Source organism: Alistipes sp. i18-0019-D1 (assembly GCF_042852885.1).
Taxonomy (GTDB): Bacteria; Bacteroidota; Bacteroidia; order Bacteroidales; family Rikenellaceae; genus Alistipes.
In genome coordinates this window covers 2,380,178-2,400,057 of the sequence record NZ_AP031424.1, presented here as the reverse complement: position 1 = coordinate 2,400,057, position 19,880 = coordinate 2,380,178, and the positions used below count along the sequence as shown (strand labels likewise).

Here is a 19,880-nt window from a genome sequence, read left to right as displayed (position 1 = left end):
AAACATCCGTTTCCGCCTTTCGCCGAGGATCGCCCCGCTTATGCCTTCAGGCCGTCGTAGGCCCACTTCACATAGGTCGCACCCCAGGTATATCCGCCGCCGAAAGCCGACAGAATGAGGTTGTCGCCCTTGCGCAACTGGCTCTCGTAGTCGCAAAGACACGAAGGAATCGTGGCGGCCGTGGTATTACCGTTGCGGTCGATGTTGATCATGCACTTGTCCTGCGTGATGCCCATACGGCGCGCCGTGGCGTCGATGATGCGCAGGTTGGCCTGATGGGGAACCAGGAAACGGATGTCCTCGCCCTTGAGGTTGTGACGCTCCATCATCTCCACCGAAACGTCGGACATCTTCGACACGGCAGCCTTGAACACGGCGTGACCGTCCCACATGATCGTATGCCAGTTGTTCTGCACCGTCTCGATCGAAGCCGGGAAGCGCGAACCGCCCGCCTTCATGTAGAGCTGCATCTCGCCCGAGCCGTCGGAGCGCAGGATCGAATCCACGACTCCGAAACCTTCGGTATTGGCTTCCAGCAGCACGGCGGCGGCGGCGTCGCCGAAGAGCGGGCAGGTAGAACGGTCGGTATAGTCGACGATCGACGACATCTTGTCGGCGCCCACGACGATGACCTTCTTGCTCGTGCCGGCCTCGATGAACTTCGCACCGGTGGTCAGGGCGAACAGGAAGCCGCTGCAAGCTGCCGAAACGTCGAACGCGAAGGCGTTCTTGCAGCCCGCCTGGTCGGCGATCAGGTTACCCGTCGAGGGGAAGAACATGTCGGGGGTCACCGTGGCGCAGATCACCACGTCGATCTCCATGGGGTCGACCCCTGTCTTATCCAACAAATTGATGACCGCGCGGGCGCCCATGTAGGAACTGCCGACGCCTTCGCCCTTGAGGATATGCCGCGTTTTGATACCCGTATGCGACATGATCCACTCGTCGTTGGTGTCGACCATCCGGCTTAATTCTTCGTTGGTGAGGATATATTCCGGAAGGTACTGTCCCACACCCGTAATAGCTGCTGTTATCTTACCCATTAGCTTTGACTTTTCGTGTTTTGGTTAATTTTGAAACGCACGTTGCAGTTTCGCTGTCAGATCGGCCTTGATGACCTGTTCGGTCGAAAGGATCATGCTCCGGATCGCCTGGGGCGAAGAGCATCCGTGACCGATGATGACGGGCGCGTTGACGCCCAGGACGGGCGTACCGCCCACGTTTTCGTAGTTCATGGCGTCCCAGAAGGCATTGCGGCAGCCCATGGCCATGTTGATGCGGTAGAGGCCCTCGGCCATTTTCAGAACCGTATTGCCGACGAATCCGTCGCAGACGATCACATCGGCGACCTTGGCCGAGAAGAGGTACGAAGCCTCGACGTTGCCCACGAAATTGATCCGCCCGTCCTCCCGGAGCAGTTCATAGGCAGCCTTGGTCTGGGCGTTGCCCTTGGTCTCCTCCTCGCCGATGTTGAGCACCGCCACACGCGGACGCTCGATGCCCAGCACCGCCTCGGCGTAAATCGAGCCGATCAAGCCGTACTGCGCCAGCACCTCGGGCTTGCAGTCCACATTCAGGCCCACGTCCAGCAGCAGCGCAGGACGCCCTGCGACGGTGGGAACGATGGACGAAATCGTGGGACGCACCACGCCCTCGATCGGTTTGACGGCATACATTGAACCGACCATCATGGCGCCGGTCGAACCCGCGCTCGCAAATCCGTCGATGGCACCTTTGGCCAGATGGCCGAACCCGACCGTGATGCTCGAATCCGCCTTGGCCTGGAAGGCCTTGGCCGGGTGGTCGCCCATCTCGATCACCTCGGTGGTCGCAACGATTCCGAACCGCTCGGCGGGACATCCCTCCGAAGCGAGCACGGACTTAATTTTCTCTTCATCGCCGAACAGCACGATACGGCTGTCCGACCCGATCGCATCGAGCGCCATGACGGCTCCCTTGACAGCCGCTTCGGGTGCGTAATCGCCGCCCATGGCATCTACACCAATCTTTATCATACTCGTACGAGTGTTGGTTGTTATCTTGTCCCGCTCCCGCCCCGGCCCCGGAGAACATGCGCAACCGGGGGGTCAGGCGCCCGGAAGGGAACCTTCATAAATTAAAAAAGAGGCACTCCCCGCGGGGATGCACTCTTTTGAGCGCCGGAATTATTCGGCAGCTTTCTTCTCGATAGCGAGCTTTCCGCGATAGAAGCCGCACTCGGGGCATACTCGGTGATAAAGCACCGCTGCGCCGCAGTTCGAGCAGGTAACCACCGTCGGAACGGTAGCCTTGTAGTTGGTTCTGCGCTTATCGCGTCGCGTCGACGAGACTTTGTGTTTAGGATGTGCCATTTTAAAATATAATTTATAAGTTTAAACGTATCTTTTCCGTGTTTATTTCGCGCCGCCGGGTTCTTCACCGTCTTCACCGTCCGCGCCTTCGGCCTCCATCCGCTCACGCAGAGCGGCCAGCTTGGCCCATTCGCCGTCGTTGTGCTCCCCGGCGCCTTCGGCCGCAGCCTCGATCGACGCGAACTCCCGGTCGGAAACGATCCGGAAGCGTTCGAGCATCTCGGGGTTGCACTCCCCCTCGGGATGCACCCGCTGGTAGGGCAGCGACAGCACGATGCTTTCGTAGATGTACTGCGCGAGTTCCACGCGGTCCTCGCCCGGCAGCATCCACATCACTTCGCCGTCGTATTCGTGCACCTCGTCGGAGAATTTCACCACCAGCTGCCCCTCGAAATCAATGGGCACGCGGCAATCCTCCAGGCAGCGGTCGCATTCGACGACGACATAGCCCGTGATCCCGACATCGAGCGTGAGCTGCTTCTCCGAGCGGTCCATACCGACCGAGACCTCACACCGTCCGTCCTTGATCTCCGTGCTTTCGAAGGCTTCGAACAACGACCCGTCGACCTCGAAACGGAAGTCGTGACGACCGTTTTTCAACCCTTTCCAGGCAATCGAATATCGTTGAGCTACCTCCATTTAAGCACATTTAGTGCGCAAAGTTACGAAAAAATAAGACATTTGCAAAGAAAACCACGAGTTTTAGCACTCCCGGACCGGCGGGGTGCAAATAAATTTGGCGTTGCACGACAGTTGTATTATTTTTACGGAAAAATAGTCCGCGCGCAGCCTGCCGAACCGATCCGGCGCCGCATCCGGCCCGCGCGGCCCCGGCAGAACATGGACGAAAAAGGATTTACAATCGAAGTCACGAGCCGCTACGAAGGGTGGTGGCGGTACAACGTAGCGCTGATGTGCGGCTGCTTCGACGACGCCGGCCGGCGCATCGGATTCGCCTCGTCGGCATCAACCGTGGCCGACGCCGGCTCGAACCTCCCCGAACGCCCCGCAGGCGTCGCGGCGGACCGCACGGCCACGCTGCAAACCATGCCGTGCGACCACCTCGTGCTCTACCTATATATAATTCCCCACACGCTGCCCGCGGGCAACGAAATCGACGCGAACAAGCCCTTCGGAATCGAGGTGAGGATTTCCTATGCCGGACGCCGTCTGCGCACCGAAAAGCGGGCGATCAACCAATGGTCGGGCGCCTCGGTCGAAATGCGGGTCGATTCGAAAAAATAGCCTTCCGGCCAATCCGGAAACCGATATAACGAAAAGAGGGAACCATCGCTGGCTCCCTCTTTCTCTATCGGACGGCTTTCGACTATTTGTTGTTGAAAGCGGCCATCTTCTCGATCAGCATGAGGACCTTGTTCGAATAGCCCCACTCGTTGTCGTACCACGAAACGACCTTCACGAAGGTATCCGTCAGTGCGATACCGGCAGCCTTGTCGAAGATCGACGTGCGGGCGTCGCCCAGGAAGTCCGACGAAACGACAGCCTCCTCGGTGTAACCCAGGATACCCTTCAGTTCGCCTTCCGAAGCCTCCTTCATGGCAGCGCAGATCTCGTCGTACTTGGCGGGCTTGGCCAGGTTTACGGTCAGGTCGACAACCGAAACGTCGAGGGTCGGAACACGCATCGACATACCGGTCAGCTTACCGTTCAGCTCGGGAATCACCTTGCCTACGGCCTTTGCAGCACCGGTCGACGAGGGGATGATGTTGCCCGAAGCGGCACGGCCGCCGCGCCAGTCCTTCATCGAGGGACCGTCGACGGTCTTCTGCGTTGCGGTGGTCGAGTGAACGGTGGTCATCAGACCGTCGGTGATGCCGAACTTGTCGTGCAGGACCTTGGCGATGGGGGCAAGGCAGTTGGTGGTGCACGATGCGTTCGAAACGATCGTCTGGCCCTTGTAGGTATCGGTGTTCACGCCGCATACGAACATCGGGGTGTCGTCCTTCGAGGGAGCCGACATAACGACGTACTTGGCGCCGGCTGCGATATGAGCCTCGGCCTTCTCCTTGGTGAGGAACAGACCCGTCGACTCTACCACGTACTCGGCGTTCACCTCGTTCCACTTCAGGTTTGCGGGGTCCTTCTCGGCGGTTACGCGGATAGCCTTGCCGTTCACGATCAGCTGGCTCTTCTCCACGTTGAAATCCACCGTACCGTCGAAGCGGCCGTGCATCGTGTCGTACTTCAGCATGTAAGCCATGTAGTCCACGGGAACCAGGTCGTTGATGCCCACCACTTCGATGTTGTCGTTCGTGCAAGCGGCACGGAACACCAGACGGCCGATACGACCGAAGCCGTTGATACCGATTTTAATAGTTGCCATAATAATTTGAATTATTTGTTAGTAAAAAATTGCGTTATTTTTTTAACAGCACAAAAGTACATACTTTATACAATTTACGCAAATAAAAAATTAAATTTTTTTACGAACCGCGGACGCACCCGTTTCCCGGCGCATCCCCTCTCGCCGGAAGCCGCCGCCGTCTTCCGGTGCACAACCCTGCGGAAGTCTACTGCGCAGCCTTTTTTGCGCGTTTGGCCATGGCCGAAGCGAAGACGAAATCGTTCAGTTCACGGTTGTCCGCATGCAGGATGTCGTCCTTCGTTCCCTCCCACCATTTACGGCCGTCGTGGATGTATACAATTTTCTCGCCGATCTCCATCACGGAGTTCATGTCGTGGGTGTTGATGATCGTCGTGATGCCGTACTCCTGGGTGATCTCGTGGATCAGGTTGTCGATGACGATCGAGGTCTGCGGATCGAGCCCCGAGTTGGGTTCGTCGCAGAACAGGTAACGGGGATTCATCACGATGGCCCGGGCGATGGCCACGCGCTTGATCATGCCGCCCGACAGTTCGGCCGGATAGAGTTCGCTGGCCCCGTCGAGCCGCACGCGCTGGAGACAGAAATTCACGCGCTCCATCTTCTCCCGCTCGCTCTGCGAGGTGAAGAGGTCGAGCGGCAGCTTGACGTTCTCCACGACGGTCGAGGAGTCCAGCAGCGCCCCGCCCTGGAAAATCATGCCGATGTCCTTGCGGATACTCTTGCGTTCCCGGAAACCGAGTTTCGAAAAGTTCACCTCGTCGTACCACACGTCGCCCGAATCGGGTTCGTGCAGCCCCACCAGCGTCTTGAGCAGCACGGTCTTCCCCGAGCCGCTGCGGCCGATGATGAGGTTCGTTTTTCCGGTCTCGAATTCGACCGAGATGTCGTCGAGCACCACCCGGCCGTCGAACGACTTGACGATATGTTCGGCGCGTATCATATGAGCAGGACTTGTGTCAGGATCAGGTCGAAAAGCAGAATCACCACGCAGCTGGCCACCACGGCGCGCGTCGAGGCCGTGCCGACCTCCAGCGAGTTGCCCCGGGCGTTGTAGCCGTAGAAGGCCGAGATCGAGGTGATGATGTAGGCGAAGAAGACGGTCTTGATCAGCGTGTAGGTGATCGAATAGGGCTTGAAATCCATCAGCAGGCCGTCGACGTAGTCGGCAGGGATCATGATGCCCGTCGCGGCGGCGATGAGGTATCCGCCCAGAATGCCGATCAGGATCGAGAGGATCGTCAGGAAGGGGAAGAAGACCATCGCGGCGACGATCTTCGGGAGGATGAGATACGAGGCGGAGTTGACGCCCATGATTTCGAGCGCGTCGATCTGTTCGGTGATGCGCATGGTCCCGATCTCCGAGGCGATCGACGAGCCGACCTTTCCGGCGAGAATCAGCGCCACGACCGCCGACGAGAATTCCAGGATCATCGTCTCGCGCGTGGCATAGCCCACCAGCGAACGGGGGATGAACGGCGAATCGAGGTTGATGCACATCTGCAGCGTGATGACCGCGCCGATGAAGACCGAGATGATGGCCGTCAGGCCGATCGAGTTGATGCCGAGCGACTCCATTTCGAAGATGATCCGCCGGCGGTAGATGGCAGCCTTCTCCGGACGGGAAAAGACCTTTCCCATCAGCATGAAATAGCGCCCTATGAGTTCGAAAATCTTCAACATGCTACTGCTTCTCCTCTTCGAAATCGACGTAGTCGCCCACGTCCTTCGACACGCGCTTCTCGGGCGTTGCCGGGGTTTTGTGCACCTTCACTTCGCCTTCGCGCGCCTTGCGCGGCTGCTCTGCAAAGGGCGAGCCGAAACCGCCGAAGCCCTTCGGTCCGGACTGCTGTCCGAAGCCTTCGCCGAACTGCTGCTCCATCTGCTTGCGGACCTTGTAGATCCGCCAGCGGAAAGCCAGCATCAGCACGACGACCAAAATAATAAGTCCCATAAGAAAATACAAGATAAACAGCGCGATGCCCTTGAGCAGTGCGGGGGCGCCGAGCGCCAGTATGACGATGAGGAGCGTCGTCAGCGGGTTGCGCTGCACGAAGCCCGCCAGGGAGTCGATGATTGCCAATATGAAATTCATTCCGATTTCGGTTTACATCTCCACAAAGGTATGGAAAATTATGCGTATTTCAATTAAATGTCGTAAATTTGGCGTCTGGAAACGAAAAACAAATCACAATCCCACATGTTAACTCCCCTCACCGCCATCTCGCCCGTCGACGGGCGTTACCGTAATAAAACGGAGAAATTAGCCGATTATTTTTCGGAGCAGGCCCTCATCCGCTACCGCATCCGCGTCGAAGTGGAGTACTTCATCGCCCTCGCGGAGCTGCCGCTGCCGCAGCTGGCCGGCATCGACCGCTCGAAATTCGCCGCCCTGCGCGCCCTGTACCTCGATTTCTCGGCCGCCGACGCCCAGCGCGTGAAGGAGATCGAGTCGGTGACCAACCACGACGTAAAGGCCGTCGAATACATCATCAAGGAGAAAATGGACACCCTGGGGCTCGAAGCCTACAAAGAGTTCGTGCACTTCGGCCTCACGTCGCAGGACATCAACAACACGGCCATTCCGCTCTCGCTGAAAGAGGCCATGACGGGGGTCTACTACCCCGCCGTCGAGGAGGTCCGCGATACCTTGGCGTCGTTCGCCGAGCAGTGGCGCGAGGTTCCGATGCTGGCGCGCACGCACGGGCAGCCCGCCTCGCCGACCTCGCTGGGCAAAGAGTTTTCGGTATTCGTCGAGCGGCTCGAAAAGCAGTCGGTCATGCTCCACGACATCGCCGTTCCGGCCAAGTTCGGCGGCGCCACGGGCAACTTCAACGCCCACCGGGCAGCCTACCCCGCCATCGACTGGGTGGTTTTCGCCAACCGGTTCGTGAACGAGACGCTGGGGCTTTGCCGCTCGCAGTACACCACGCAGATCGAACACTACGACAACCTGGCCGCCATCTTCGACAACATGAAGCGCATCGACACCATCCTCATCGACCTCTCGCGGGACATGTGGACCTATATTTCGATGGAGTACTTCAAACAGCAGATCAAGGCCGGGGAGGTCGGGTCGAGCGCCATGCCCCACAAGGTCAACCCCATCGACTTCGAAAACGCCGAGGGCAATTTCGGCATCGCCAACGCCGTTTTCGAGCACCTCGCCTCGAAGCTGCCCGTTTCGCGCCTCCAGCGCGACCTGACGGACTCGACCGTGCTGCGTAACATCGGCGTGCCGATGGCCCATGCGGTGATCGCCCTCAAATCGCTGCTCAAGGGACTGAACAAGGTGATCCTCAATCCCGAGGCGCTGGCGCGCGACCTGGAGAACAACTGGGCCGTGGTGGCCGAGGGCATCCAGACCATCCTGCGCCGCGAAGGCTTCCCGAAGCCCTACGAGGCTTTGAAGGCCCTGACGCGAACCAACGCCCACATCACCCGCGAGTCGATCGCGGCATTCATCGAAACGCTCGACGTCGCCGAATCGGTCAAGGAGGAGTTGCGCGCCCTCTCGCCCTCGACCTACACGGGCGTGTTCCGGTAGACCGGAACCGGCATCGGAAACAAAGGCAGGACCCGAAAGTGTCCTGCCTTTATTCATTCCAAACGGATCGTTACTCCTTGCAGCAACGCACCGTATAGCCATAGGAACGCTCCTTGTCCAGCTCATTATTGATCGAACCGCTGCTCGACAGTTTGCTGCGGAAGAAGAGGTAATAGGATTTGGCCGAAGAGGCTTCCACCGACCAGTAAGCCCCCGAACCGCCGGTCGAACTGCGCAGGCCCACGATGGCGCCCGAACTGTAATTGCGATAGCCCTGCGCCGGATACCAGGCCGTCCGTCCCCCGTGGGCGTAGGTCATACCGCAATTCGTTCCGTCCCATACCGAAACGCCGTCGATATACTGGCGGCCTGCAATCAGATCCTCCCATGCACCGGTTTCAGGAACCCTGTACCCCGGAGGGCAGGGGTCGTTGAGCGTTTTGGTCTCACCCCACAATGTCGCGTTCGGCGACGCGAGCCAGTTGTAGCCGTTTCCGACCTTATTGTTGTAGAACGTCATGGGATTGGCGGCAGCCCCGTCGGTCGTCGTCGCACTCTTGCTGAAATTCCACCCCAGCGCCGGATAAGCGGGATTCACCGCCGTGCCGTTCTTCGCCTCGAGAAACGCATTGGCCGAAGTTTCCGTTTTCTCGCCCCCGTAGAACGGGTCCTTACGCCCCCACTGGTAATACATGCCGTAAGCGTCCGTGCCGCCTGCGGTCGCACCTACGGCGCCCAGGTTGCGGTCCATGAAGACCGTCCCGTTCCCGTAGGCCATCGTCTGCGGAGCGTCGGTCACCCAGATATGCCAGCTCCAGACGACCCTGCCGTCCTGCATCAGCGCGACCAGCGCATTGCCCTTGCCTTCGCCGACCGTGAAGGAGATGTCACCGGAGACCTTGTCGAGGGCGATTCCCGAAACAAGTCCTTCGGAATCGGTCCACAGCCAGTCGGCCGTCATGTCATCCGCCAGTTCGATCGCCGGCTCGAAACCGACTCCTTCGCCGGCGCCGTTTCCGCGCACCCGGGCATTGAAAACGTAACTCCCGGGAGCCGAAACCACATAGCAGTTGGCCGTCCCCGCAGCGCTCAGGTCATTGATCTGCGCCGCCGAAAGCGTCCCGCCGTCCGTCAGCGCGATTTCCACCCGGCCGTTTTCAGCCTTTACCGACCGGAACAACTCCACGCACTCGTCACCGGTGGCCTCGACCGGATTTCCGGAGGCGTCCCCGATCTGCCACGGCGTCACGGCGGCGTCCGTCGTCACGGTCCAGAGGCCCTTGTCATCGCGTCCCATGACGGGAACAGGTCCCGAGACGGGCATCTTTTCGCCGGAAGCGTCTTTCAGCCACGGTGCATCCTTTTCCGCGGCGAGCGTCCAGTAATACGCGTCCCCTTCGGCCGCAATGCCGATCAGCGGCGCTTCCGCAGCCTCCGCACGGCAGGCTACCGTCACTTCGGTCCCGTCGCGGAACGTGAGCCGTACGCCCTTTTCGGTCTCGGCCAGCGACCGCACTTCCGACTGCGACACGGCTCCGGCCAGCGCTTTCAGCGAGACCAGACCCGCATTCAGGTCCTCGATCTTTTGCAACAGTTCGGCCGAAGGAGGGGGAACGGGTTTGTCTCCGTCCGGGTCCGAGGCCCCGGATTCGCTCTTGCAGCCGCCGAGTAGCAGCGCCCAGGTGCAGATCACAAGTAATTTTTTCATCATGCTTCGTTTTTTAGTTAATGGTTCCATCTGTTCTGTCCCGTCCGTAACGGACAGACTTCACGGAGAATACCGCACAGGCAAAAACAGGCATGACCACCCGGCAAAGCATGGCGACGACTTCCTCATCCGACCGTAAAAAAGTCTGTCCGAAGAGGTTCGCAGCAACAGGAAAAAGAGGGCCGAAGCAAATAAGGACGCACGGAAAAACCGCCGGCGGCGACTTCAGGCACTCCCTTTCTCCGCAGGAGCAAACACCCTATCGCGCAAGGCAGGTCTTCTGACTTGTCCCCCGGGGCGGCGCCTTCCCGGTCCAGGAGGACCAGTGGCTCAAGAATGCCGCAACGAAAAAGCCCTTTCGGGCGGGACTCACAGCAGCGGGAACTGTTGCCGATTCACACGGCATTCCCTTTTAATTCCCCTCCACGGGGAAACCATTGCACGGCAAAGGTACGCTTTTATCGGCAGGAAGCAAGCGATTCGGCGGAATATTTCCGCCGAACGCGCCCCGCGGTTCAGCGCCGCGGGGCGTTCCGGCCACGATGCGCCCTTTTCCGGCGGACGGCGCGCGACTTTGGCACGCGCTTTGTACTTATTTCAGTCAACTGCGGCACAGCAACCGCAGTGAGGTTTCTTCATTTATTTAAGTTTGGGTTAGTAGTTTTAGGAGGGCAACCTCCTGGGGGCAGCAGGCAATCGTGAGATTCCCTGCTGTTTTTTTATCCCCGGAGGCTCTCACTAACCGAACAGATCGTTGAGCACGGCGGCCAGACGGTACGACGCCAGGATCAGCTGGCGTTCGGGCAGCAGGTAGGTGTCCATCACGAACTGCTTGTCGTAGGTCTCGTCGGCCCGCTGCCAGTCGTAGATCACCCGGCAGGCGACGGCCGTTTCGTGCAGCCACTCGCGGGGCGTACCCTTGGCCATCGCAGCCTTTTCACGTTTGGAGAAGGTATCCAGCAGCAGTCGGTACTCGCTGTAACTCCAGCCGTGTGCGCCGTCCAGCACGCCCCAGTCCCACATCGCGTGGTAGGACATCTTTTTCCCGTTGAGGTCCGCACGGCCGCTCTTGCAACCGGGATACTTGACGTGCGAGGGGCAGTGCATGTCGCCCACGATGTGAATGACATACATCAGGTTCAGCCGCACGAGCGAGTCGCTCATGTTCCGGTAGTCCTTCAGCCGCTCGACGGCGCGCATCAGCTCCACGACACAGTTGGTCTTTCCCTTGCGCAGCGTGTCGACCAGCTGCATGTCGGCATCCACGTAGCTCACGTGCTCGACGTCGCGGAATTCTGGCGTGCTGCGGTACTTGTCCATCCACGAAGCGTAGTAGACGATCGAATGTTCGAGGTAGCGGGCGATGTTCTTTTTCGCCCGGGGCGTCAGGTTGCATTCGGCGATGTAGGCGATGGCATCGTGGCGCGTGCGGTCCCACGCCTGCGACGGCAGCGCCGCGCAGAACATGAGGACCAGCAGGAACAGTTTCATTTTTTTCATCGGTTCTAACGGTTAACGGGTTAACGATTCAGCGCGGAAGTTATCGAACTGCACGCGGTTTTTGCTTTTGGTTGCCGGGGCGAACACGAAGCGGGTCGTGGCGTCGGCCCCCGTGACGGTGAAGGAGAATCCCTCCCAGGCGTTGCCGCGCGACAGCGGGAACGAGAGGACCCCGTTTTGGGCGCCCTCGATGCTTCCCGCCCCCTGGATGCTGACCGTCAGCGTTCTGTTCGTATCGGCAGCACCGGAGAAATACTGAAAGAAATAGGTGGCGTCGAAGCTGACCTTCACGTCGTCCGTACCGGCGATGTCCGTGAGCGCCGGAGAGATCAGCCGGCCCAATGCCGACGACGAATTGAGGTGGATATAACCCGGACGGGTGTAGACGCTCTTGTTGGCGGTGTCGTAATCCCAGCCGTTGAGGGACACGGTCCCCTCGTTTTTCAGCAGGTCGAAGCGGATCATTTTGTCGACCGTGCAATAGGTATTGATCCAGTCGGTGTTGGTCGCCAGCAGTTCGCTGCCGCTCCAGGGGTCGGCCCAGGAGAAATCGTCCTGGAAATAGACCGTGGACGACGACGGCACGACGTCGGCCCGGACGGCTTCGGAGGACTCCGACGAAAGGAAGGTCTGCGGAATCTCCTCCTTCGAACTGTTGTAGTTCATGTGGTTGGCCACCACGCGGAAGTTGAAATAGGGGTAATTCCCCAGGCTCTTTCCGGCCAGTCCGCCGACATGCACATGAGGCTCCCACGTCTTGCCCGTGGCGACGGTTCGTCCGTTGGGCAGTTCCACGAAATAAGTGTAGTCCGTGGCATCGGGCACTCCGTTCCACGCGGCCTCGAACCCGTAGGCGCTGTTGGCCGAGACCGTCACGCCGGAGGGCGTCGCCAGCCGGGGCAGACCGCCTCCCGACGACTCCACCTCGCCCTCGGCGGGTTCGCTCCAGGGCGACTCCTTGTAGGTCTTGTCGCCCTCGGCCGGCAGGGCACGCACCATGAGGCGTGCGGAGGTCCCGGCCTCCAGTCCGGAGAACCCGACCGACGTATCGGGGGTCCTGCCGCTGCGCGAAGCGACCACCTCGCCGCAGTTGAGGCAGGTGTAGGAATATTCGTACTCCGCGGCGTCGGCGACTCCGGTCCACGTAAACCGCACGGAACTCTCGGTGGCGGCAGCCCGGTCGAACGTCACCACGGGGGCCGGCAGCGGCATCAGTTCGACGGAAGGCTGGTCGTCAGGACCGGCCTTGACGATCTGCACGTCGTCCAGGAACCAGCGGTTGGCCTTGGTCTCCTCGACCGATTCGAAGACCAGCTGCGTGGCATTGGTCGCGCCGTAGACGAGCAGCGTTTTCTCCTCCCACTCGACCGGCCGTTCGGTCTGCATGACAAAGACTTTCCCGGTCGACACGTCGTCGTTGATCGTGCCCGGACCGATCACGCGGACCTGCATGGTCGAGGGGTCCCACTTACCGTTGGCGGCTACATAGATGCAGCACTTGAAGGAGACCTTGAGCGTCGAGGCGCAATTCTTCTTGATGTCCAGCGCGGGCGTCACCAAGCCTCCGCCGCAGCCCGCCGCATTGGAACCGCGGCCCATCTTCACATAGCCGATGCGCAGGTAAACGCGCTCCTTGAGCTTGTTGTCATCGGTTTTCCAGCCCGAGCCGACGAGAGCGTCGTAGGCCTCCTGCCCGTGGCTGGCTACGGTTATGCCGTTCCAGTAGGTTTCGGCCGTCAGCGGCGTGGGATAGGTCCCGATGTAGTCGGTTCCGCCGTACACGTCGGTCACCCACGAGAAATCGTCGCCGAAATAGAGGTGGCCAGGCTCCTCGCCGTCGTCGCCGCCGACCTGGAAAACGACCTCCTCGCCTTCGCCGACATTGCCCTCATAAAGCCGGAAATCGTCGATCCGGCAGCCGCCCGCCGGAGCCTCGATCCGAAAATCGAGCGTGGGGGTATCTTCGCCGACCCGGAAACGCGCCTGCACCTCCCGCCACGCACCCGTGCCGTCGGTCACTTCGTATTGCAGAGGAACCCGTTCGTCACCGCCGTTGCCGATCAGCACCCGGAACCGTTCGGGCTGAAGGTCGCCGTCGGGAGCCAGCACGCCGATCTTCAGCCGGAAATAGGCGTCTCCTTTTGTGGCCACGCCATCGACCGAAAACGACGGCACGACAGCCACACCCCCCGCTTCAGGAGCCGCCGGAACGTCCAGCAGGACATTGTTGCCGCCCGAGGCCCCGTCGTAGCCCGACGAAGGGCTGTCGGCCGACACGAAGGCGTTCACCCCGGAGAACCCGACGGCCGTGGTTCCGACGCCGTCGGCCTCCCAGGCCGCATAGCCGCCCACGGCGACCGGCTCCGCAACAGCCGAGTTCCCGGCCCCGGTGCGGACGTAGCGGATCAGTTCGTCATACGCCCCCTGCGTTACCTCGATCTGTGCGGTAACGCCGTCCAGCGAGTCGAAATGCAGCGTCGCCGAGCGCCGCGCCCCCGCATTGAGGGCTGCGGTGACCTTCACCGTCTGGTTGCCGTAAGCCGCACGGGGCGTGACGGTCAGCCAGTCGGTCTGCTCGTCGAGGTTGATCACCCAGTAGACGTTCGACATGACCTCGAACGTAACGTCGCCGCCCTCGTAGGTCATTCCGCGCTTGTTGGCGCTGACCGAGGTGGCATTGAGCGCGAGGGTCCCCTCCCGGGTTTCGTCCGTACTGCAGGCCCCCGCGACTAATGCCGCGAGTACCGGCAGCCATAATCCGTATTTTTTCATGGTCTTCGTTTTTCAGGTTATTTCATGCTCTTCACATAGGCTTTCGGACGCTGCATCCGCTCGGAGTAGACGTTGCCGAAACGATCGGTGACGGTGATTTCGAGTTCCGACGAGGCTGACGAGGCGGTCGCGCTGAACATGTGCGACGAACAGCACGACGCCCAGTCGGAGTTGGCCTCGTATTTCGCCTCCACGCGGGGGATGTCGAAGGTGATCGTGTGCAGCGGGTCGCGGTCGAAGACGCGCGTCACCGGCAGCGGCACGCCGTTCTCCTTCACCTCGACCGTCCACGCGGGATCGTAGTTCCAGACGTTGACATACACTACGTTCTCGCCCACCGTTCCGTAATCGTCGCCGTCGTTCCTGCGGCTGGAGTACTGCTTGAGGTAGGATTTGTAGACGTTGTTGTCGAGGTGCTTCTTCACGGTGTTCATGTCGTAGGTGCGGAACTGATAGCCGGCCGGTTCGCCGATACCCTTGTAACTCCACTTCACGTCGGTCGCGTTGACGGTATAGATTCCGTAGCCGGCGGGCGACCCGTCGACACAGACGGCCCGGTCGGAGAAGTAGGAACTCCACCACCACGTTTCGCACACGGCGGCCGTGTTGTGCTCGATCACCCGGTCGTTGATGACCATCGTGGCGTTGTGGTGCGTGTGCCCTGTCATGAAATGGACCTCGGAGAACTCCTTCACGGCGTTCAGCAGCGCCGCGGTCCCGCCCGTGGCGCTCGACATCTTGACCGTATTGGCAAACGAAGCGTTGTAATTCTCGTGGAGCTGGACGTGCAGGCAGATCACCAGCGGCGCCGTCTTGTCCGCGACGGCGGCCAGGTCCTCGGCCAGCCACTCCATCTGCGCCAGCGACACGACACGGTTGTAGTCGCGGTTGCCCAGGACGCCGTCCTTGCCGCCCGTGTTGATCCAGTCGATGTCGTCGAGCACCACGTAGTGCACCTGCCCGAGATTGAACGAATAGTAGTTCGGGCCCAGCGTTTTGCAATAGGGAAGCTGTCCCGGGGCGTCGCCCTGCACGTAGGGATCGTTGTCGTGGTTGCCCATGGCGTGGAACACGGGGACGGTATAGCCGCTCTGCGAGAGCAGCTGCCGGTAATGCGTAAGCCCGAAATTCCGGTCGTACCAGTAGCGGTCCCAGGTCATGTCTCCCGCCATCAGGCAGAAGACCGGCACGGAACTGGCGTCGGCGAAAGCCTGCGTCTCGGCGAGGAAGCCGTTCCGGAAATTACGCAGGTCGTTCTGCTTGTCGGCCAGGTGCAGGTCGGCGCCCAACAGCATGACGTGATTTTCGGTATCGGCGCGCACCAGTTCGAAGTTGTGCGTCTCGCACGTCTCCGCTCCGGCCGTCAGCCCGGCCCAGAAGCCCATCATGTCGTTGTCCAGCGCGGCGGGCAGGTAACCCGACGGAATGGTGATGAAGACGTAGCCCAGCGTCTTGAGCGACGGCATCCAGTAGTAGCCGTCGGCATCGGTGACGACCGTTTGCAGACCGTCCGACACACGGACTCCCGGCACGCCTTTGCCGCCGCAGTAGACGATACCCTTGAGGTTCATCCCCTCCTTGTCGGGAACCTCCTGATCGGTGGTAAGGTAGACCTTCACCGAGGCGACGTATTGTTCCTGCGCACCGCGGACCACGTAGACCTCGTAGCTTTCCCGGGCGATCCCCGCAGGTATCACCACACGGGCCGTCTTGACCGTGACGTCGCTCACAGGCATATCGAGCGCAGCGGCAGCGGAGCGGAACGAAACCACGTCGCCCGCCTCGAACCCCGCGCCCTGCAGAGTCAGCTTCTGCCCGGCGTACACGCTCATCACGGGCGCGAGGTAGAGGTTGCGCACCAGCCGCTCGGGCTGCACGAACTCCCGGGGATCGCTCTCCGAGCACCCTGCCGCGAGCAGGAAGCCCGCGAGCAGGACGAAGAGCGTTTTCAGTTTATATTGCCATATTTTCATCGTTCGGAATTTTTACGGTTTATAAATCGAGGCACGACATGCGTACGACACCTATGCGGCTGGTTCCCGAAGCGGAGTTCTCCGTGTCGCTGGCGTTGCGCGGGCGCGTCGCCCGCAGACGGATCGAGAAACCCTCGCGGTCCTTCAGCTCGTCGGGCAGTACGAAGAGGTATTCGGGCGCCGCGATGCAGCTGTGCCAGTTCGAGGCCACGTATTCGTTGCCGATCGGCGTCCACGTCTTCGCATCGTCCGTCTCGGCCCACTCCATCTGGAAGTACATCGGGCCGGAGGTGTTGCTCGACGCCGTGAACTGGAGCGAAATCTGCCCCGTGAAGCCCTTCGTCGTGAGGTCCGAGAGAATCCAGCAACAGCCCTCCGTATCGCTGTGGACGGCCGCGGTGTTTTTCCACCACCCCTGGGCCATCAGGGCGATGTACTGCACGCCCTTGGTGTTGCCGTAGGCCGGAAGCCAGAGGCTCTTCTCCGCATCCCACGTCGCCGGGGCGCAGCGGGCGTGGGCCCACGCCAGATACATCTGCTGCGTGTTGCCCGAGGTCGACCCGAGCACTTCGACGCCGACCGAATGCTTCAGCTGTCCCCGTCCGACGGAGGCCGTGACGGTCTGCATGGCGCCCTTGTTGTCGGTCCACGGGCCGATCTGCATGACGGTCTTCGAAAGGCGGCTCGCGGCGGGGGTCTCGAAGTTCGTGACGTCCGACTCGCGGCGGATGCGCACGCACCAGCTCTCGACGGGACGGCGCATCTCGTCGCGGCCGTCGTACATGTCGCACTTGTAGCGTTTATTGACGATGCCCGTGACGTCGCCCGCTCCTTCGGGAATCATCGAAAGCGCCCGCTCGGTGAACGACCACGTGGTATAGAGCTTGGCCGTATGGCCCTTCGCGTCGCGCAGGTAGTGACCGTACTCGATCGTCAGGTCGTTGTAGTCCGCCGACGCCTGGTAGGCGGCACCCTGCCTGATACCCAGGTAAGTGACCCCCTCGTTGATGTTGACCAGCGTGCCGTAGGGCAGCGCGAATTCCACGTTTCGCAGCGTCACGAGGCGGTTCTCGTACTCCGGCAGCCGGGTCAGATCGTCGATCACGACCGGTTCGACGGGCGTTCCCGCCGCGGCGCTCTGCACGGCCGTCGACGAAAGGCCAGCGATCTTCAGTCCGTTGGTATAGACGTCGCGCTCGATATGCTGTCCGTACATGTGGACCGTCACAACCTGATTCAGGTCGTAGAGGTTGTCCGCCTCGTCGTCGAACTCAATCCACAGGCCCGCGGTCTCGTCCTGAATGAACATCGTGTTGTTCACATGCGTGCCGCCGCCCGGCGAATAGGCCACGGGATAGTTGCGCGTCGCGCGGTCGCTGATCACGCTGCCCTCCACGTAGACGTTGCGCGCGATCTTGCCCTCGCCCATCGCCAGCAGTTCGGCGATCGTGACCTTTTCGGCCTCCTCGAAGGCGCTCGACATGTCGGGCTGCGTGACGGTAAACACGCACGACACCGAAGTCCCGTAAGCCGCGATACGCACCCGGGCCTCCCGCGGTTCGGAACCCGGGTTCGCGGCGCAGACGAAGGTCTGACTCGTAGGCGTGAACTCCCCGACGGTGATCCACGAGGCATCGGCCGGATCGACCAGTTCGGCCACCCAGTCGATATTCGCCTCGACCCCCACGGTGAAGGTCTCACCCTTGGCCGAGACGGTCCTACCCGACTCCTTGACGTTGACCGTCAGCGTCGGCTCGGCGCCCGTCTGGCTGAAACGGATCGTCGCCACCGGCTCCCCGTCGACCACGACGTTCAGCGTTCCGTGACGCTGGTAGGCCGTCTTGTTCTTGGCGACCATCGCCGAGAAGCGGGCGTCGCCGACACCCTCCGTCGGCCAGAAGGAGAGCCATTCGAGGTCCTCTTCGTAGGTCGGGACGAGTTTCCAGCTGCCGTAGTTGGAATACATCAGGAAATCCTGCGTGCCGCCCGCCGTATCGAACGACACCTCCCGGATGCCGTTCCGGTCGTTATCGAGAATGCAGACATATTTTTCCTGCGTCTCGTCCTTCTCGCACGACGTGCCGAGCGCCGCCGAAACCACGGCGGCCGCGGCAGCAGCAAAGGCGCAGAGACGCGCTATCATCGTTTTCATAGTCCTGTCTTTTTTCGGTTATCTGATTCCTTTGTCGACGGCCGCCTTGCTCCACCAGACGGGGGTTTTCATGTCGTCGGCACCGCCGTAGTAGCTCCTCAACCGCTCCACGGCCGCATTGTAGTTGTTCTTGTTGGTTTCCACGGTGTTGGTCGGATAGACCAGCCGGGTGGGCAGGATGTGGTCGTTGAACGTGCCGCTGCCGATCTCGAGCGTGGGATAGCCCGTACGCCGGTACTCGGCCCACGCCTCGTAGCCGACCCAGAACAAGGCCACGTATTTCTGGTCGATGATCGTTTCGAGCGTCCCGTCGTAGGGCACGTTCGCCAGGAAATTCTCGATCACCACGTCGGGAATGGTCAGCGACTCGGCAACCCCGTCCCAATATTTGACCGAAGCGCGGATGGCGTTGCGGTAGTAGGTCCCGGCATCGCCCGCAATCCATCCGCGCTGCATCGCCTCGGCGAAAATGAACAGCACCTCGTCGTATTTCATCAGCGCATAGGGCGAACCGTACTCCCCGAGCGTGGCCTTGTTGAGGTTGGCGATGCCCGTGAAATCGGCGTCCTGCGCCTCGATGCCGCTCTGTCCGCCCTTCCAGCCCTCGGCGCCCGACGGCTGGAGGAACCAGATGCCGATACGCGGGTCGCCCGACTTGTCCATCATGCCGATAATCTGCTCGGCCGGCCGGCGGCCCGTCGAGGTGGTGAACTGCGTGTTGAGTTTCGTGCCCCAGTAGTTGACGAAAGGCTCCACCTCGTCGTAACGCATCTCGGCATTGTCCTCATTGCCCGTGAAGACGGGGTATTTGTCGGGGTTGTCGAACACCTCGGCGATCTTCGCGGCCACGCCCACTGCGGCGTTGCGATTACTCAGGCGCATCAGCAGTCGCAGGTAGAGCGAATTGTTGAACTTGCGCCACTTCGTGAGGTCGCCCTTGTAAAGCAGGTCGCGCGTCGCGCTGGACAACGCCACCGAATTGTCGTAGAGCGAATTGGCTCGTTCCAGATCGGCGAGCAACGACCGGTAGACCTGCTCCTGCGTATCGAAAACGGGCTGCTTGACATTCTCCGACGGACCTTTGAAGGCCTCCGAACAGGGCACGTCGCCGAACAGGTCGGCGATGTTCTGCAGAAAGAGCGTACGCAGCGTCAGGGCGATCGCCTCGTAATTGGGGTCTTCCTTGCGGATGGCCAGCTGGCGCATGTGGTCGGCGTTGGCCGCCTGCTTGTAGAGGTTGCTCCACGCCGAGGCGCCAACCGAGTTTTCAACCACATAGCGATGGTAGGTGTTGTTGCCCGACCCGGCGATGGTGTACTGGATCAGCTCGCCGTTGAGCTGCCACGTACGGTAGAGGAACACCTCGGTCCCCGAGTAGAGCAGTTCCTGAATCATGCCCGCAGGCGCGATCTTCCACAGGTCCATCTCATTGGGATTGGTGTTGTATTCGTCGAAGTTGGCCGTGCAGGCGCCCGCCCCGGCGAGCAGGAGGGCTGCGATAAGGATATGTTTCAGCTTTTTCATGGTTGGGTC

At 60.8% G+C, this 19,880-nt stretch carries 16 protein-coding genes and 1 riboswitch; of the genes, 2 read left to right on the top strand and 14 right to left on the bottom strand.

Going from position 1 to position 19,880, the window contains the following annotated elements:
• Nucleotides 1-38: 38 nt before the first annotated feature.
• The 4 genes from ACGHP5_RS09970 to ACGHP5_RS09955 all read right to left on the bottom strand — a co-directional run bounded on the left by ACGHP5_RS09970 (nt 39) and on the right by ACGHP5_RS09955 (nt 2,990).
• Nucleotides 39-1,043 (bottom strand): beta-ketoacyl-ACP synthase III, encoded by a 1,005-nt coding sequence (locus tag ACGHP5_RS09970; RefSeq protein ID WP_337656869.1) that lies wholly within the window; start codon nt 1,041-1,043, stop codon nt 39-41.
• A gap of 24 nt (nt 1,044-1,067) precedes the next feature.
• On the bottom strand, nt 1,068-2,015 hold the full coding sequence (plsX, locus tag ACGHP5_RS09965) for a phosphate acyltransferase PlsX (protein WP_337656867.1): 948 nt from the start codon (nt 2,013-2,015) through the stop codon (nt 1,068-1,070).
• Nucleotides 2,016-2,165: 150 nt separating this feature from the next.
• On the bottom strand, nt 2,166-2,351 hold the full coding sequence (rpmF, locus tag ACGHP5_RS09960; protein ID WP_010264557.1) for a 50S ribosomal protein L32: 186 nt from the start codon (nt 2,349-2,351) through the stop codon (nt 2,166-2,168).
• A gap of 42 nt (nt 2,352-2,393) precedes the next feature.
• Nucleotides 2,394-2,990, bottom strand: coding sequence for a DUF177 domain-containing protein (locus ACGHP5_RS09955; protein WP_290533151.1), 597 nt, complete (start codon nt 2,988-2,990; stop codon nt 2,394-2,396).
• A 201-nt stretch (nt 2,991-3,191) separates the two neighbouring features.
• Between ACGHP5_RS09955 and ACGHP5_RS09950 the strand changes: the two genes are divergently transcribed.
• On the top strand, nt 3,192-3,596 hold the full coding sequence (locus tag ACGHP5_RS09950) for a hypothetical protein (RefSeq protein ID WP_337757535.1): 405 nt from the start codon (nt 3,192-3,194) through the stop codon (nt 3,594-3,596).
• An 82-nt stretch (nt 3,597-3,678) separates the two neighbouring features.
• Here the strand turns inward: ACGHP5_RS09950 and gap are convergent, their stop codons facing one another.
• The 4 genes from gap to ACGHP5_RS09930 all read right to left on the bottom strand — a co-directional run bounded on the left by gap (nt 3,679) and on the right by ACGHP5_RS09930 (nt 6,790).
• The gene (gene gap, locus ACGHP5_RS09945) at nt 3,679-4,695 is read right to left on the bottom strand and encodes a type I glyceraldehyde-3-phosphate dehydrogenase (protein WP_195285486.1); all 1,017 of its coding nucleotides are present in this window, start codon (nt 4,693-4,695) and stop codon (nt 3,679-3,681) included.
• Nucleotides 4,696-4,882: 187 nt separating this feature from the next.
• Complete coding sequence (locus tag ACGHP5_RS09940; RefSeq protein ID WP_290533153.1) at nt 4,883-5,638, bottom strand: ABC transporter ATP-binding protein; 756 nt, start codon at nt 5,636-5,638, stop codon at nt 4,883-4,885.
• Entirely contained in the window at nt 5,635-6,378 is a 744-nt protein-coding gene (locus ACGHP5_RS09935; RefSeq protein ID WP_295905392.1) for an ABC transporter permease, read from the bottom strand. The genes ACGHP5_RS09940 and ACGHP5_RS09935 overlap by 4 nt, the downstream gene beginning before the upstream one ends.
• 1 nt (nt 6,379) lies before the next feature.
• Nucleotides 6,380-6,790: a DUF4834 family protein gene (locus ACGHP5_RS09930; RefSeq protein WP_295905391.1), complete on the bottom strand. Its 411-nt coding sequence runs from the start codon at nt 6,788-6,790 to the stop codon at nt 6,380-6,382.
• Nucleotides 6,791-6,895: 105 nt separating this feature from the next.
• Here ACGHP5_RS09930 and purB point away from each other — a divergent pair, with 105 nt between their 5' ends.
• A complete protein-coding gene (gene purB, locus ACGHP5_RS09925) occupies nt 6,896-8,242 on the top strand; it encodes an adenylosuccinate lyase (protein ID WP_337772072.1) in 1,347 nt (448 codons plus the stop codon).
• Between the two features lie 70 nt (nt 8,243-8,312).
• Here purB and ACGHP5_RS09920 read toward each other — a convergent pair whose 3' ends face one another.
• From ACGHP5_RS09920 to ACGHP5_RS09895, 6 genes are all read right to left on the bottom strand, one after another.
• Nucleotides 8,313-9,950: a PL29 family lyase N-terminal domain-containing protein gene (locus ACGHP5_RS09920; RefSeq protein ID WP_337772070.1), complete on the bottom strand. Its 1,638-nt coding sequence runs from the start codon at nt 9,948-9,950 to the stop codon at nt 8,313-8,315.
• Nucleotides 9,951-10,202: 252 nt separating this feature from the next.
• Nucleotides 10,203-10,404, bottom strand: a riboswitch (cobalamin riboswitch).
• A 284-nt stretch (nt 10,405-10,688) separates the two neighbouring features.
• Entirely contained in the window at nt 10,689-11,450 is a 762-nt protein-coding gene (locus ACGHP5_RS09915) for a S1/P1 nuclease (protein ID WP_337772069.1), read from the bottom strand.
• A 12-nt stretch (nt 11,451-11,462) separates the two neighbouring features.
• Nucleotides 11,463-14,222: a BACON domain-containing protein gene (locus tag ACGHP5_RS09910; protein ID WP_337772067.1), complete on the bottom strand. Its 2,760-nt coding sequence runs from the start codon at nt 14,220-14,222 to the stop codon at nt 11,463-11,465.
• Between the two features lie 17 nt (nt 14,223-14,239).
• Entirely contained in the window at nt 14,240-16,195 is a 1,956-nt protein-coding gene (locus ACGHP5_RS09905; protein ID WP_290533160.1) for a calcineurin-like phosphoesterase family protein, read from the bottom strand.
• 19 nt (nt 16,196-16,214) lie between these two features.
• Nucleotides 16,215-18,347, bottom strand: coding sequence for a DUF5689 domain-containing protein (locus tag ACGHP5_RS09900; protein ID WP_337756692.1), 2,133 nt, complete (start codon nt 18,345-18,347; stop codon nt 16,215-16,217).
• A gap of 18 nt (nt 18,348-18,365) precedes the next feature.
• Nucleotides 18,366-19,871, bottom strand: coding sequence for a SusD/RagB family nutrient-binding outer membrane lipoprotein (locus tag ACGHP5_RS09895; RefSeq protein WP_390566433.1), 1,506 nt, complete (start codon nt 19,869-19,871; stop codon nt 18,366-18,368).
• Nucleotides 19,872-19,880: the final 9 nt, after the last annotated feature.